The 12,517-nt window shown below is 69.0% G+C and carries 11 protein-coding genes and 1 tRNA gene; all 12 read right to left on the bottom strand.

Going from position 1 to position 12,517, the window contains the following annotated elements; translation table 11 throughout:
- Positions 1-386: 386 nt before the first annotated feature.
- A tRNA-Ser gene (locus tag ACP93_RS01055) sits at positions 387-479 on the bottom strand.
- 89 nt (positions 480-568) lie between these two features.
- Complete coding sequence (csrA, locus tag ACP93_RS01050) at positions 569-781, bottom strand: carbon storage regulator CsrA (RefSeq protein WP_010341308.1); 213 nt, start codon at positions 779-781, stop codon at positions 569-571.
- 136 nt (positions 782-917) lie between these two features.
- Entirely contained in the window at positions 918-3,569 is a 2,652-nt protein-coding gene (alaS, locus tag ACP93_RS01045; RefSeq protein WP_048489005.1) for an alanine--tRNA ligase, read from the bottom strand.
- Between the two features lie 106 nt (positions 3,570-3,675).
- A complete protein-coding gene (gene recX / locus ACP93_RS01040) occupies positions 3,676-4,173 on the bottom strand; it encodes a recombination regulator RecX (protein ID WP_048489004.1) in 498 nt (165 codons plus the stop codon).
- A 114-nt stretch (positions 4,174-4,287) separates the two neighbouring features.
- On the bottom strand, positions 4,288-5,325 hold the full coding sequence (gene recA, locus ACP93_RS01035) for a recombinase RecA (protein ID WP_048489003.1): 1,038 nt from the start codon (positions 5,323-5,325) through the stop codon (positions 4,288-4,290).
- Between the two features lie 196 nt (positions 5,326-5,521).
- A complete protein-coding gene (gene lexA, locus ACP93_RS01030) occupies positions 5,522-6,157 on the bottom strand; it encodes a transcriptional repressor LexA (protein WP_048489002.1) in 636 nt (211 codons plus the stop codon).
- A 365-nt stretch (positions 6,158-6,522) separates the two neighbouring features.
- Complete coding sequence (ubiB, locus tag ACP93_RS01025) at positions 6,523-8,199, bottom strand: 2-polyprenylphenol 6-hydroxylase (RefSeq protein ID WP_048489145.1); 1,677 nt, start codon at positions 8,197-8,199, stop codon at positions 6,523-6,525.
- A gap of 34 nt (positions 8,200-8,233) precedes the next feature.
- On the bottom strand, positions 8,234-8,728 hold the full coding sequence (locus ACP93_RS01020) for a CinA family protein (RefSeq protein ID WP_048489001.1): 495 nt from the start codon (positions 8,726-8,728) through the stop codon (positions 8,234-8,236).
- A 159-nt stretch (positions 8,729-8,887) separates the two neighbouring features.
- The gene (hflX, locus tag ACP93_RS01015) at positions 8,888-10,213 is read right to left on the bottom strand and encodes a ribosome rescue GTPase HflX (RefSeq protein ID WP_048489000.1); all 1,326 of its coding nucleotides are present in this window, start codon (positions 10,211-10,213) and stop codon (positions 8,888-8,890) included.
- A 26-nt stretch (positions 10,214-10,239) separates the two neighbouring features.
- Positions 10,240-10,515, bottom strand: coding sequence for an RNA chaperone Hfq (gene hfq, locus ACP93_RS01010; RefSeq protein ID WP_010341316.1), 276 nt, complete (start codon positions 10,513-10,515; stop codon positions 10,240-10,242).
- Between the two features lie 119 nt (positions 10,516-10,634).
- Complete coding sequence (gene miaA / locus ACP93_RS01005) at positions 10,635-11,585, bottom strand: tRNA (adenosine(37)-N6)-dimethylallyltransferase MiaA (protein ID WP_048488999.1); 951 nt, start codon at positions 11,583-11,585, stop codon at positions 10,635-10,637.
- Positions 11,585-12,490 carry a dihydropteroate synthase gene (gene folP, locus ACP93_RS01000; protein WP_048488998.1) on the bottom strand — a complete coding sequence of 302 codons (906 nt, stop codon included), beginning with the start codon at positions 12,488-12,490 and terminating at the stop codon, positions 11,585-11,587. The genes miaA and folP overlap by 1 nt, the downstream gene beginning before the upstream one ends.
- Positions 12,491-12,517: the final 27 nt, after the last annotated feature.

The following is a 12,517-nucleotide window of genomic DNA, read 5'->3' as shown; positions in this document are numbered from 1 at the left end:
TATCGTGCGGCCACACGGCGCACAGCTTCGCACCATCCGCCCCCAGCACAGCAGACGCCGCCCGGCGGCTTCATGCCTTGGATATCAACCGGGATGAGGAAACCCTGTTCCGGACTCCTCAGGAGCGACTCCAGCCGCTGAGCCCGCATTGCCGTTCCTGATGCCAGCGAGCGCTGCAGCAGCGCGTTGCCAAGCGCGGGCGCGATCACACCTCGTGCGTGTAGTGCGCTTTCCCAACTTGCGCCGAAGCGCGACCGAGGCGCGACCGAGCATCGTAGCGGCCGACCTCCCCGCGCACGGGAGAGTGCGCGACTCGCACGAAAGTGCAAAGGTCGCCCAAAAGAAAAACGCCCGCAAATCGTTGATTTGCGGGCGTTTCTTGACACTGGCGGAGTGAGAGGGATTCGAACCCTCGATAGAGCTTTTGACCCTATACTCCCTTAGCAGGGGAGCCCCTTCAGCCACTCGGGCATCACTCCGGATTTCTGCGCTGCGGGCTGCGGATATTTCCGCGACCGGGCGCGAAGAATACCGGGTTGTGGGGTCTCAGGTAAACCCTTTCGACGCATCAATCGGCAGATTGATCGCCGTGACCGCCGCCATGGGAGTTCGGCTCGTCGCCGCGCTGGATGCGCTGGTAGATCTCTTCGCGATGCACCGCCACGTCCTTGGGCGCGGTGATGCCGATACGCACTTGATTGCCCTTGACCCCAAGCACCGTCACGGTGACCGAATCGCCGATCATCAAGGTTTCGCCTACCCGGCGAGTCAGGATCAACATTTTTAAAATTCTCCAGGGAACCAGTGGGTCTCACCGGCACGGCGCCCGCGCTGCGGCACGCCCCATAATGAAAGTGAAAAGAGGGGTGATGTTACGGGAAGCCGCGCCCTGCCAGCAAGGCGCGCCGCTCGTATGTTCAGGGGAGATGTTGCTTGACCCAGGCGGGGACGCCGGCGAGTGCAGGGGCAAGGGCGGGCCCGTCCTCGCCACCACCCTGGGCGAGGTCCGGGCGGCCGCCGCCCTTGCCCGAGATCTGACCGGCGATGTGGCTCAACAGTTCCCCGGCCTTGACCCGTCCCATTGGGCTGCCGTTCACGCCAGCGACCAAGGCGACCTTGCCCTCGCTGGCACCGGCCAGCACGATCACGCTGTCGCCCAACTGCTGCTTCAGGCGATCCATCGCCTCGCGCAGGGCCTTGGCATCGAAGCCTTCCAGCCGCACGGCGAGGACCTTCACGCCGGCGACGTCGACCGCCGACCCGGCCAGGTCGGCGGTGGCGCCGGACGCCAGCTTGGCCTTCAGCGCTTCCAGCTCGCGCTCCATGCGCTTGTAGCGCTCGCCGAGCTGGCGAATCTTGTCGACCACGTCGTGGCTGTTGCCGCCGACCAGGTCGGCCGCCTCGCGCAGCCGGGCCTCCTCGGACGCAACATAGTCCAGCGCGCCCTGCCCGGTCACCGCCTCGATGCGGCGCACGCCGGCGGAGACGCCGCCTTCGCTGGTGATCTTGAACAGGCCGATGTCGCCGGTGCGGCCGACGTGCGTGCCGCCGCACAGTTCGGTGGAGTAGTCGCCCATCTTCAGCACGCGCACGCGCTCGCCGTACTTCTCGCCGAACAGCGCCATCGCGCCGAAATCCAGCGCTTCCTGCATGCCCATCTGATGCACTTCGGCCGCGTTGTTGGCGCGGACCTGCTGGTTGACCTTGCGCTCGATCAGCGCCAGTTCCTCGGCCCCGATCGGCTGGAAGTGCGAGAAGTCGAAGCGCAGGCGGTCCGGCGCCACCAAGGAGCCCTTCTGCTGGACATGGGTGCCCAACACTTCGCGCAGGGCCGCGTGCAGGAGGTGCGTCGCGGAATGGTTGAGGATGGTGGCGCTGCGGCGCTCGACATCGACCTGGCCGGCGAGCACGTCGCCAAGCTTCAGGCTGCCTTCTTCCAAGGTGCCGACGTGGCCATGGAACTGGCCGGCGAACTTCTGCGTGTCGGTGACCGTCAGGCGGGTACCCGCGGCGGTCAATATGCCGAGATCACCAACCTGGCCGCCGGATTCTGCATAGAACGGCGTCTTGTCGGTCAGCACGATCACCGCGTCGCCGGCCTGGGCCGACTGCACCGGGCGGCCGTCCTTGAGCAGCGCGACCACGCGCAGGCCGTCGGCCTGCAGACTGTCGTAACCCAGGAACACGGTCGGGGCCAGGGTCGCCACCAAGTCCGCCGGCAGTTGCACGCCGCCGCCGAACTTGCCGGCTTCACGCGCACGCCGGCGCTGCTCGTCCATCGCCGTCTCGAAGCCCTGCTCGTCCACGCGCAGGTCGCGCTCGCGGGCGATATCCTGGGTCAGGTCCAGCGGGAAGCCGTAGGTGTCGTACAGGCGGAAGGCATCCTCGCCGGCGATCACCCCGCCCTGCGCCTTGGCGGCGACGTCCTCGAAGATCTTCATGCCGGCATCGAGCGTCTCGGCGAAGCGCTCCTCCTCGGCCTGGAGGGCACGCAGCACGGTGTCCTGGGTTGCTGCCAGTTCCGGATAGGCCTCGCCCATCAGCTCCACCAGGGTCGGCACCAGCTTGCTGAAGAACGGCTGGCGCACGCCGAGCATCCAGCCATGGCGCAGGGCACGGCGGATGATCCGGCGCAGCACGTAGCCGCGGCCTTCGTTGGACGGCAGCACGCCGTCGACGATCAGGAACGCGCAGGCACGGATGTGATCGGCGATCACGCGCAGCGACTTGTTCTCCAGGTCGGCGGTGCCGGTCAGCTCGGAGGCCTTGCGGATCAGCGTCTGGAACAGGTCGATCTCGTAGTTGGTGTGCACGTGCTGCAGGATCGCCGCCAGGCGCTCCAGGCCCATGCCGGTGTCCACGCAGGGCGCCGGAAGCGGCACCAGGGTGCCGTCGGGCTGGCGGTCGAACTGCATGAACACCAGGTTCCAGATCTCGATGAAGCGGTCGCCATCCTCGTCGGGCGAGCCCGGCGGACCACCGGCGATGTGCGCGCCGTGGTCGTAGAAGATCTCGGTGCACGGGCCGCAGGGACCGGTGTCGGCCATCTGCCAGAAGTTGTCCGAGGCGTAGGGCGCGCCCTTGTTGTCGCCGATGCGCACGATGCGCTCGGCAGGCACGCCGATCATGTCGCGCCACAGGCCGTAGGCCTCGTCGTCGGTGTGGTAGACGGTGACCAGCAGGCGCTCGGCCGGCAGTTTCCAGACCTGGGTCAGCAGCTCCCAGGCCCAGGCGATGGCGTCCTTCTTGAAGTAGTCGCCGAACGACCAGTTGCCGAGCATTTCGAAGAAGGTGTGATGGCGCGCGGTGTAGCCGACCGAATCGAGGTCGTTGTGCTTGCCGCCGGCGCGCAGGCAGCGCTGCACGTCCGCCGCGCGCACGTAGCTGCGCTTCTCGGCACCCAGGAACACGTCCTTGAACTGCACCATGCCGGAATTGGTGAACAGCAGCGTCGGATCGTTGCCGGGCACCAGCGGCGCGGACGGCACGATGGTATGACCCTTGCCCTTGAAGAAGTCGAGGAAGTCGCTGCGGATCTGGGAGGTGGAGAATTTGGCGGGTGCGTTCATGGGCTGGCTATAGACGAGCGGACGGGCTTCCTGGAACTCCCTCGTAGATGAGGGCGCCACGGAAACCGGACAAGACAACTCGCCAAGGGTAGCAGGCCCGGCCCGCTCAGTCCTCCGCAGCGTCACGCACCGCGGCGCGGATGCTGTCGCCATCGAAACCGCGCCGCGCCAGCAGATCGGCAGCCTTGCGCCGCTGCGGCAGGTCCATCGCCCCGGCAGCGCCGAAGCGGCGCCTGACCAGATCGCGGGCGTTTTCGGTCCAGTCGCCCTCGAAGGCAGCCATCGCAGTGGCGACGGCCTCGCTGTCCAGGCCGTGGGTGCCAAGCTCGGCACGGATATGCAGCGGGCCATACCCTGCCCCGGCGCGGCTGCGCACCAGCAGTTCGGCGAAGCGGCCATCGTCCTGCCAGCCCTCGCCGCTCAGGCGTTCCACCGCTTCCGCGGCAGCGTCCGCTTCCACCCCACGCGCACGCAGCTTGCGGGTCAATTCCTTACGCGAATGCTCCCGCCGCACCAGCAAGCCCAGCGCTTTCTGCAGCGGAGTCTGCTCCTGCTGCCGGCGGCGCCGACGTGGCGCTTCTTCGTGTGCCTGTTCGTCGCTCATGGGCGATGCACCCCATTCAGTTGCGCCGTCCCTGGCGCGCGTCCTCCTGGCTTGCTCAAGACTGCCGAGGGAGACGAGCGGCACTGACTCCACCGCTCCCCCGGCAGAAAACCATTACGCGTCGTCGTCTTCCGCCTCGGCCTCGCTCGGGGCGATTTCCGTGGGCTGGAACTTCTCGCGCAGCTCGCTTTCCAGCTTGGCCGCAACCTGCGGGTTATCACGCAGGTAACCGCGGGCGTTGTCCTTGCCCTGGCCGATGCGCTCGCTGCCGTAGCTGTACCAGGCGCCGGCCTTCTCGACCAGCTTGGCTTCCACACCCATGTCGATCAGTTCGCCCTCACGGCTGATGCCTTCGCCGTAGAGGATTTCGGTGATGACCTGCTTGAACGGAGGCGCCAGCTTGTTCTTGACGACCTTGATCTTGGTCTGGTTGCCGATGATCTCGTCGCCCTTCTTGATCGCGCCGATGCGGCGGATGTCCAGGCGCACCGAGGCGTAGAACTTCAGCGCATTGCCGCCGGTGGTGGTTTCCGGGCTCTGGCCCGGCATCATCACGCCGATCTTCATGCGCAACTGGTTGATGAACACCACGAGGGTGTTGGAGCGCTTGATGTTGCCGGTGAGCTTGCGCAGCGCCTGGCTCATCAGGCGAGCCTGCAGGCCCGGCAGCTGATCGCCCATCTCGCCTTCGATTTCGGCCTTCGGGGTCAGCGCGGCGACCGAGTCGACCACCACGATGTCCACCGACCCCGAGCGCACCAGCATGTCGGCGATTTCCAGCGCCTGCTCGCCGGTGTCCGGCTGCGACAGCAGCAGTTCGTCGACGTTGACGCCCAGCTTGGCGGCGTAGATCGGGTCCAGCGCGTGCTCGGCGTCGATGAACGCGGCGGTGCCGCCGTTCTTCTGGCACTGCGCGATGGCCTGCAGGGTCAGGGTGGTCTTGCCCGAGGATTCCGGACCGTAGATCTCGACCACGCGGCCCTTCGGCAGGCCGCCGATGCCCAGCGCGATGTCCAGCATCAGCGAACCGGTCGGAATCACTTCCACCGCTTCGATGACGCGATCGCCCATCCGCATCACCGAACCCTTGCCGAACTGCTTCTCGATCTGGCTCAGGGCGGCGGCGAGCGCGCGCTTCTTGTTCTCGTCCATTGTGGTGTCCTTGGAAGGTGAGGAGGATTTGCGGAGTGAGGTCAATGTAAGGGCCTGGTATCGCACGGACTGAGACAGTGCGTGGCGAGATGAAAATAATTCGTCCGGACCGGGCTGCGGCAGCGGCGAATGGCGATGTCTGGGGTCGGGAAAGTCCGGCCGGCACTGTAGTGCATGCCCTGCTCCACGCGCGGCATCAGCGGTTGGGGCGCAGCAGGCCGCAATACAGGCCTTCGATGGCGAACTCCTGGTCCGGCAACACCTCGATCGGCGCATAGTCCGGATTGCGCGGCAGCAGGCGGATGCGGTCCTTGCCGATCTTCAGCAGCTTGACCGTGATCTCCTCGTCGATGCGCGCCACCACGATCTGCCCGGAGCGGGCATCGCGGGTGCGGTGCACGCCGATCAGGTCGCCATCGAAGATGCCTTCGTCGCGCATGGAGTCGCCCTGCACCTTCAGCAGGTAGTCCGGCGCGGGCGAGAAGAACACCCGGTCCAGCACCACGAAGTCGTCGGAGCCGATGTCCGCGCCGATCGGCAGGCCGGCCGCGACGCGTCCCAGTACCGGCAGGCGCAACACGTCGGCGCTGTCCACCTGCGGCACAGGGGCCGGCGCGGCCGCCCCACCGAGCAGGCGGATGCCGCGCGCCTGCCCGGGCACGCGGCGGATCGCCCCGGCCTGTTCCAGCGCTTCCAGGTGGTACTGAGCCGCGCGCACGCCTTTGAAGCCGAAGGCGCGGGCAATCTCGGTCTGCGACGGCGGCACGCCATCGTGTTCGATGCGCTCGGCGATCAGGTCGAGGATCGCCTGCTGGGTTTCGGTCAGGTCCATGGTTAGTAGTAATACTACTAAATCGTTGGGCGAGCAACTGGCGCGTGCGATGCATGGGGCCGCCAAGCGCATCCGCGTCTGCCGCATTGGCTGGTCGGCGCGACGGCTGTTGCGGCGGGAATGCGGCCTATTGGCAGGCACGTCGCAGCCTCTACTTCTTGGGTCCTACGTCCCTCCCGACGCCGAGGCCATGTGCGCCGAGCGATCGGGTGCATCGCGTCGGGGCTGAAGCCCCTCCCACCAGTGGACTAGGTCTGCACTGGGAATTCCTTGCGCGAAAGCGCACCTGCAATCGCGGCGGATTGACGATGAGCCCATCCCGACCTTCGGCGATACAGGCCAAAGAGCGCCGAAGCGCGCCGCGCTCAGCGCCCGCTGCGCCAGATCGAGAACAGGATCCACACGCCCGACAGCGCCGCGCCGACGAAGCCGCAGACGCCGATGGCCAGCAGCCAGCGGCTGGAAATGCCGCCGACGCTGTTCATCACGATCGACGAGCCGATGATCAGCGCGGCGGTGACGATGCCCATGGTCAGGCGGTTGGCGGCACGGTTGACCTGGTCGCCGAAGCCCTTCAGCGAGCCAGTCTCCACGTTCAACTGCAGGCGCCCCCGCCGCGCCGCCTGCAGTAGCCGGCGGGTATCGCGCGGCAGGTCGCCGAGCAGTTCCAGCGCGCCCAGCACGGTGCGGCGGCCGCGCCGGGCCATCGCCCGCGGCGCGAACCGCTGCAGCATCACCCGCTCCAGGTATGGCGCGGCGGCGCCGGCCATGTCGAAGTCCGGATCGAGCTGGCGCCCGACGCCTTCCAGGGTCAGGAAGGTCTTGATCATCAGCGCCAGGTCGGCCGGCAAGGCCAGCGCGTGCTGGCGCAGCAGCGCGGTGACGTCGCCGAGCATGGCGCCGACCCGCAGGTCCTTCAGCGGCACGCCGCGGTACTGGTCGACGAAGGCGGCGATCTCCAGTTGCAGGCGCGCCTCGTCGACCTCGACCTCGCCGTCGGTCCACTCCAGCAGGATGTCGGCCACCGCCTCTGCGTCCTGGGTGACCAACCCGTGCAGCAGCTGCACCACCTGGTAGCGGCGCTGCTCGGAAATGCGCCCGACCATGCCGAAGTCGATCACCGCGATGCGCTCGCCGGGCAGGTAGAAGATGTTGCCCGGATGCGGATCGGCGTGGAAGCAGCCGTCCTCCAGCACCATCTTCAGCACGATGTCGGCACCGGTGCGCGCCAACTGGCGACGGTCCAGGCCAGCGGCCTCGACCCCGGCCAGGTCGCGGCCGCCGATGCCGTCGACGAAGTCCTGCACGTTCAAGGTTTCGCAGGTCCACTGCCAGTGCACCCGCGGGATCACGATCTCGTCGTGTCCCTGGAAGTTGGCCGCGATGCGCTCGGCGTTGCGGCATTCGCCAGCGAAATCGAGCTCGCGGCGCAGCGACAGGGTGAATTGCTGCACCACCGCGGCCGGGTGGTAGCGCTTGAGGTCCGGCGCGCGCGCTTCGACGATCTCCGCCAGTCGCGCCAGCAGCCGCAGGTCGGCCTCGATCACCTCGCGGATGCCGGGGCGACGCACCTTGATCACCACTGCGGTGCCGTCGTGCAGCCAGGCGCGATGGGTCTGCGCCAGCGAGGCGGCGGCCAGCGGGGTTTCCTCGAGCCTGGCGAAGATCGCCGTCGGTTCCTCGCCGAGCGCCTCGATCAGTTGCGGCAGGATCTGCACGTAGTCCAGCGCCGGCGCGGCGTTCTGCAGTTCGCCCAGTTCGTCGATCCACTCCGGCGGCAGCAGGTCCACGCGTGTGGCCAGCACCTGGCCGAGCTTGACGAAGGTCGGGCCGAGGTCCTGCAGCGCGCGCCGCACCCGCTGCGGCGCCGACATGCGCAGCATCTCTTCGGCGTTGTGCCAGTGCAGCAGGCGCCCGGCACGTTCCAGCACGTCGGCCATGCCGATGCGCCGGACCACGTCGCCGAAGCCGTAACGGATCAGGACCGAGGCGATTTCCTGCAGGCGTCCCAGGTCGCGGACGGTGCTCAACGCCTCCCACATCGCGCTCATCCTCGGAGCAGGCGCGCGACCGCAGTCACAGCAGCGCGTCCAAACCGCGCAAGGCCGCCGCCACGGTCTGCCGGCGCACCGCGTCGCGGTCGCCCGGGAAGTGGAACAACTGCGCGCTGGCGTAGCCGCCGCGGCGCTTCCAGCCCAGCCACACGCTGCCGACCGGCTTGTCCGGGGAACCGCCGCCGGGGCCGGCGATGCCGGTCACCGCGACCGCGACGCTGGCGCCGGAATTGACCAGCGCGCCGGACACCATTTCGATCACCGTCTCGCGGCTGACCGCGCCGTGATGCTCCAGCGTCTGCGGGCGCACGCCCAGCAGCGCCTGCTTGGCCTCGTAGCTGTAGGCGACGATGCCGCAGTCGAACCAGGCGGAGGAACCGGCGACATCGGTCATCACCTTGGCGATCCAGCCACCGCTGCAGCTTTCGGCGGTGACCAGGCGCTCGCGCGCGGTGCGCAAGCGGTCGCTGAGCGCGGTGGCCTGTTGCAACAACTCCGAATCGGTGGGAAGCGTCATGGCACAGCTCGGGAAACCAGTGCGCTTTGTAGCCCAATTCGCCGTGGCTGTCGCGCCTGTGCGCGCCGGCGGATGGCCGGCCGTCAGCCAACGTGGCGCATGTGTCGCTGCCACGCGGCCAGACAATCGGCATCGACCTTGTCGACGCCGAGGCGCCGCTCAGCGCTGTTGCCACTCCTCCTGCTCGCGCGGCGGCAGCAGCGCGCGGATCGGCGCGCCGTCGGCCGCGGCGGCCAGGCGCTCGGCCTCGGTGATCGGAATGTCCACCTGCAGCAGCCAGCCCTCCTCGTCGGCCTGCTCGCTGCGGATCACCTGCAACTGGTGCAGTTGCGAACGCAGGCGCCCGGCGCTCGGCGGCAGGCGCAGGCTGCCCTGCACGTGGCGCAGGCCCAGGCGCTGGCCGAGCACCTGCTGCAGCAGGTCCAGGCCGCGTTCGTCGCGTGCGGAGATCCATACCCGCTCGCGCCGCGCGGTGTCCGGCACGCCATCCTGCGCGTCGTGGCGCACCTCGGCGCCTTCGATGCGGTCGATCTTGTTGAACACCAGCAACTGCGGCAGTTCGCCGGCACCGACCGCCTGCAGCACCTCGTCGACCTGGGCGATGCGCTCCTCGCGCAGCGGATCGGCGGCGTCGACCACGTGCAGCAGCAGATCGGCCTCGCGCGCCTCGGACAGGGTCGAGCGGAACGCCGCCACCAGTTCGTGCGGCAGGTTGCGCACGAAACCGACGGTATCGGCCAGCATGGCGTTGCCGCCGGGCAGCGCGATGCGGCGCACGGTCGGGTCCAGGGTCGCGAACAACTGGTCGGCGGCGTAGGCCTCGGCGCCGGTCAGCGCGTTGAACAGGGTCGACTTGCCGGCGTTGGTGTAGCCCACCACCGCGATCCGCGGCAGTTCGCTGCGCACCCGCGCACGGCGCATCTGGGTGTGCTGCACCTCGACCTTCTCCAGCCGCTTCTGCAGCTGCTCCACCCGCTTCTGCAGCAGGCGGCGATCGGTTTCCAGCTGGGTTTCGCCGGGGCCGCGCAGGCCGATCGAACCGCCGCGCTGGCGCTCCAGATGGGTCCAGCCGCGCACCAGCCGCGTAGCCATGTGGCGCAACTGGGCCAGTTCCACCTGCAGCTTGCCTTCGTGGCTGCGCGCACGCTGGGCGAAGATGTCCAGGATCAGCCCGGTGCGGTCGATCACCCGCCGCTCCAGGTACTTCTCCAGGTTGCGCTCCTGGCCCGGGCTGAGCGCGTGGTTGACCAGGACCAGATCGGCGCCGCTGGCGTCGGCGGCGGCCTTGACCTCCTCCAGCTTGCCGCTGCCGATGAAGGTCGACGGACTCGGCTTGTCGATGCGCGCGGTCACGGTGGCGGCGATGCTGGCGCCGGCCGAGCGCGCCAGGTCGGCGAACTCCTCCAGCACATCGTCTTCCAATGGACCGCCCGCGTAGGGCTGGATCAGCAGTGCGTGCTCGCCGCGGCGGGACCGATCAAACACCCGCCGCTCCGCGCTTGGCCACCGAACTACTCGACTTCATCATCACCCGCACTGCCACCTTCGTTCTGCTGCACATAGCCACCGCCCGGCCCCACGCGCACGTTGCGCGCCGGCACCACGGTGGAAATGGCGTGTTTGTAGACCATCTGGCTGACGGTATTGCGCAGCAGGACCACGAACTGATCGAACGACTCGATCGTGCCCTGCAGCTTGATGCCGTTGACCAGATACACCGAGACAGGGACCCGTTCGCGACGCAACGCGTTGAGGAAAGGATCCTGCAAGGATTGCCCCTTGGACATGCTTGACTCCCAGATTATTGTTTTTATTGTCCGGGACGGCACTGCAGCTCCCCTGCCGTGGTCCGGAACGTCGATGTTACACAACCGCGGGCGCCAGCACAGCGCGGCCGCCGGCCGGATCAGCCGAGGAAGGCGTCCAGGGCCGCCTGCAGGCGCCCGGCGTCGCGCGCGGGGTCGAACCAGCGCGCATCCTGCTCGCCGCGCAGCCAGGTGAGCTGGCGCTTGGCCAGTTGCCGGGTGGCGGCGATGGCGCGGGCGCGGAAGTCCGCCGTATCGCCGACGCCGTCCAGGTATTCCCAGGCCTGGCGGTAGCCGACCGCGCGCACCGCCGGCAACGCCAGCGGCTCCGCCACCGCCTGCATCCCGGGCAACGCGCGCAAGGCGCGCACTTCGTCGAGCAAGCCCTGCCCCAGCATCGCGTCGAAGCGGGCCTCGATGCGTCCGTGCAGCACGCTGCGCTCGGCCGGCGCCAGCACCAGCTTCAGCACCCGCAGCGGCAGCCGCGGCGGCCCCGGATCCGCCTGCCAGGCACTGATCGGCCGGCCGCTGAGCCGGTACACCTCCAGCGCACGCTGGATGCGCTGCGCGTCGCCAGGCCGGATCCGCTGCGCGGCCAACGGATCGATCCGCTGCAGTTCCGCGTGCAACGCCGCCCAGCCCTCGGCCTGCGCCTGCGCGGCCAGCGCCGCACGCAGTTGCGGGTCGGCCGCCGGCATCGGCGCCAACCCTTCCAGCAGCGCCTGGAAGTACAGGCCGGTGCCGCCGGCCAGGATCGGCAGGCGGCCGCGGGCGACGATCGCCTCCAGCGCCGCGCGCGCATCGGCGGCGAACTCGGCCGCCGAATACGTCTGCCAGGGATCGCGCAGGTCCAACAGATGGTGGGGCACCCGCGTGCGCTCGGCCGCATCGGGTTTGGCCGCGCCGATGTCCAGGCCGCGGTAGACCAGCGCCGAATCGACGCTGACGATCTCGCCGCCGCAGCGCTCGGCCAAGGCGATCGCCGCGGCGGTCTTGCCCGAGGCGGTCGGGCCCATCAGCGCGATCGCGCGTGGGCGCCGGTCGGCTGCCATCAGTCCTCGTCCGGCCAGCGGATCGTCGCCGCGGCCGACGCTGTGGAAGCGCGCGGCAACGGCACGGCCTGCAGTGCCTGCCAGACCTTGAGCGCGTCGACGGTGGCGGCGACGTCGTGCACGCGCAGCAGCGCGGCACCGCGCTGCGCGGCCAGCAGATGCGCGGCGACCGAGCCCGCCACCCGCTGCTCCGGCACCTCGCGCCCGGTCAGTTCGCCGATGCTGCGCTTGCGCGACAAGCCGGCCAGCACCGGCACGCCCAGCTCGACCAGCCGCGCCAACTGCGCCAGCAACTGCAGGTTGTCGGCGGTGCTCTTGCCGAAGCCGAAGCCCGGATCGACCAGAATGCGCCGCTTGTCGATGCCGGCCATCTCCGCGGCGAAGATGCGCTCTGCCAGGAACCGGTGCACCTCGCCGACCACGTCGTCGTAGCCGGGCGCGCTGCCGGCGGCATAGGCATCGGCGGGCATGTGCATCAGCACCACCGGCACCCGCAGTTCCGCGGCAGCGTCCAGCGCGCCGGGCTGACGCAGGGCCTGCACGTCGTTGATCATGCCGGCGCCGGCGGCGACCGCGGCGCGCATCACCTCCGGCTTGAAGGTGTCCACGCTCAGCGGCAGCGCGGTCTGCGCGGCCAGCCGCTCGATCACCGGGATCACCCGCCGCAGTTCTTCCTCCACCGGCACCGGCGTCGCGCCCGGACGGGTCGACTCGCCGCCGATATCCAGCACATCGGCGCCCTCCGCGGCCAGGCGCAGGCCGTGCGCCACCGCCGCGTCCACGCTGGCGTGCGCGCCGCCGTCGGAGAACGAATCCGGGGTGACGTTGACGATGCCCATCACCCGCGGGCGATCGAGCAGCAGCCGGTGGGCGCCGCACTGCAGGCTGGGCGAGGTGTCGAACATCGGTGAGTCTCCTGGTGGTGGCCGTGG

It is taken from the genome of Xanthomonas sp. NCPPB 1128 (assembly GCF_001043115.1).
Classification (GTDB): Bacteria; Pseudomonadota; Gammaproteobacteria; order Xanthomonadales; family Xanthomonadaceae; genus Xanthomonas_A.
This window is presented reverse-complemented; position numbering and strand designations above follow the sequence as displayed.

Coding starts and splice junctions, on each gene's coding strand:
- csrA (WP_010341308.1), bottom strand. CDS start 781: ATGTTGATCCTGACTCGCCGGGTAGGCGAAACCTTGATGATCGGCGAT.
- alaS (WP_048489005.1), bottom strand. CDS start 3,569: ATGAACGCACCCGCCAAATTCTCCACCTCCCAGATCCGCAGCGACTTC.
- recX (WP_048489004.1), bottom strand. CDS start 4,173: ATGAGCGACGAACAGGCACACGAAGAAGCGCCACGTCGGCGCCGCCGG.
- recA (WP_048489003.1), bottom strand. CDS start 5,325: ATGGACGAGAACAAGAAGCGCGCGCTCGCCGCCGCCCTGAGCCAGATC.
- lexA (WP_048489002.1), bottom strand. CDS start 6,157: ATGGACCTGACCGAAACCCAGCAGGCGATCCTCGACCTGATCGCCGAG.
- ubiB (WP_048489145.1), bottom strand. CDS start 8,199: ATGTGGGAGGCGTTGAGCACCGTCCGCGACCTGGGACGCCTGCAGGAA.
- ACP93_RS01020 (WP_048489001.1), bottom strand. CDS start 8,728: ATGACGCTTCCCACCGATTCGGAGTTGTTGCAACAGGCCACCGCGCTC.
- hfq (WP_010341316.1), bottom strand. CDS start 10,515: ATGTCCAAGGGGCAATCCTTGCAGGATCCTTTCCTCAACGCGTTGCGT.
- miaA (WP_048488999.1), bottom strand. CDS start 11,585: ATGGCAGCCGACCGGCGCCCACGCGCGATCGCGCTGATGGGCCCGACC.
- folP (WP_048488998.1), bottom strand. CDS start 12,490: ATGTTCGACACCTCGCCCAGCCTGCAGTGCGGCGCCCACCGGCTGCTG.